2 protein-coding genes and 1 pseudogene are annotated in these 2,108 nt (G+C 71.3%); all 3 read left to right on the top strand.

Translation table 11 applies throughout. From position 1 onward, the window contains the following. Window positions 1-204: pseudogene (locus IY392_RS19350) on the top strand (hypothetical protein); the annotation flags it as partial. A 64-nt stretch (window positions 205-268) separates the two neighbouring features. After that, window positions 269-1,612, top strand: a complete 1,344-nt coding sequence (locus IY392_RS16520) for a YbhN family protein (RefSeq protein WP_182613377.1) — start codon at window positions 269-271, stop codon at window positions 1,610-1,612. Next, a complete protein-coding gene (locus IY392_RS16515; protein WP_182613376.1) occupies window positions 1,609-1,980 on the top strand; it encodes a DUF3054 domain-containing protein in 372 nt (123 codons plus the stop codon). The genes IY392_RS16520 and IY392_RS16515 overlap by 4 nt, the downstream gene beginning before the upstream one ends. Window positions 1,981-2,108: the final 128 nt, after the last annotated feature.

The raw sequence follows: 2,108 nt of genomic DNA, 5'->3' as shown, positions 1-2,108 counted from the left end.
GCGGTGGGAGTCCTCGGGCCCGAGCCCCGGCCCGATCTCCACGCACCGGAGCCGGAGCCCGCACCGGATCCCGGGCCCGCACCCCGATCCGAGCCCCGTCGCCGGGACGCCGGCGCCGCAGGGGAGAAGATCCCCGCGGCGGAGCTGATCGCCCGGCTCCGGCGAGAACGGGAGAGGGAGAGGGAACGAGATAGCGACGCGTGAGGCCCGGCCCGGCCTCCGGAGTGTGAACCTGGGTCCCGGCCGTCCCGCGGGTTATGGTGGCGTAATGAAGGGGACGCGGGGCACCACGCTGCGTCGTCGTGTCCGGATGGTCCTGGCCAACCCCTGGTTCAAGGCGATCGCGACCCTGACCGTCCTGGGTTTCATCCTCTACTGGCTCCGCGGACAGATGCCGTTCTTCGCCGAGGGGTTCTCGGCGGTGGTCAATCCGCACTGGGGATGGGTCGCGGTCGCGTTGGTGTTCTCGTACCTGTCCATGTCCAGCTACGGCTCGGTGCAGAAGGTGCTCCTCCAGTCGGCCGGGGTCAGGGTGGGGTACTGGGGGAGCGTCGGACTGGTCTTCTCCGCCAACGCGTTCTCGACGTGCATTCCCGGCGGACAGGTCTTCGGGACCACCTTGACCTACCGCAAGACCCGGCAATGGGGTGCGACGCGGGTCGTGGCGTCGTGGCAGCTGGTGATCTCCGGGGTGCTGTCGGCGGTGGGGATCGTGCTGCTCGCGCTGGCGGGCTTCTTCCTGGTGGGCCGCGTGTCCAACCCGTTCCTGCTGATGCTGTCGGCCGTCGGCCTGGTGGCGATCGTGGTGGTGGTGCAGTGGGCCGCGCGGAACCCGGACAGGATCGAGGAAGCCCTGCTGGCCCTCCTGGCCTGGGTCAACGCGCGGCGACGCAAGCCCGCCCACCACGGCGCCACCGGAGTGCGCAAGATCGTGGAGCAGGCCGAGGCGGTCGAGATGACCAAGACCCAGTTCGCCAAGGCCTTCGCGTTCTCGCTGCTCAACTGGGTGGCCGATGTCGGGTGCCTGTGGGCGGCCGCCCACGCGGTCGGCGCGCAGCCCAGCATCGGAGGTCTGTGCATCGCGTATGTCACCGGCAAGATCGTGGCCTCCGCGCCGATCACGCCGGGCGGGCTCGGGACGGTCGAGTTCGCGCTCATCACCGCACTCACCGCTGGTGGACTGGGCGCGCATCAGGCGTTCGCGGCGGTCTTCCTCTACCGCATCGTCAGCTTCGTCCTGGTGGCGCTGGCGGGATGGGTGGTCTTCTTCCTCTTCTACCGTGGAGCGGTGGAGATCGACCCCGATGTCGAGCACGAGGAGGGATCCCCTCCACGTGAGCGCCCCTCGTCGTCGTCGACCACCCCCCACCCGGAACGCTCCACGGTCGTCGCCGCCCCGCCGGCCGGTATCGCCGCGATGTGGCCGCTGCACGGCACCCCGTGGCGTCCGACCTTCCACGCGCATTCCGGTCCTACCCCCCTTCTGCGGGTCCGCGATGACGGCACGCGAGCGGACGGGGGCGGCGATGTCGACGACGAGGCCCGCGACGACGCAGACGAGGACTCGTGTGCGGTGAGCGGCCCGAGGCGACGTGACGAGAAGGAGCCGTGACAGTGGTGGCCCTTCCGCTCGTCCTCCTGCTCGACGCGGTGTCGGTGGTCGTGTTCGCGACCTTCGGACGCGGTGCGCATTCCGAGGGTCTCGGGCTCGGCCAGGTGTGGGGGACGGCGTGGCCGTTCCTGGTGGGTCTGCTGGTGGGGTGGATCGCGGTGCTGGCCGCTCGCCGCGACCCCGCGGGCGTCCGATCCGGTGTCGTGGTGTGGGCCTGCACGCTCGTCGGCGGGATGGTGATCCGCGGACTCGGCGACGGGCGGGTGCCGCACTGGAGCTTCATGCTGGTGGCCGCTCTCGCCACCGGCGTGCTGCTCCTGGGGTGGCGGGCACTGCGCGCAGCGTGGACCCGGCGCCGGGCGGACTAGCGGAACTCGGGCGGTATCTGGTCGAGCATGTGGGCCGGGACGGTGACCGTCTCGGGCAGCCGGACGCCGTCGGGCGCGGGTATCCCCTCCGGGACCGCGACGGTGACCGGTTCCGCACGGCCCCCGGC

It is taken from the genome of Dietzia sp. SYD-A1, assembly GCF_015356725.1.
Lineage (GTDB): Bacteria > Actinomycetota > Actinomycetes > Mycobacteriales > Mycobacteriaceae > Dietzia.
This window is presented reverse-complemented; position numbering and strand designations above follow the sequence as displayed.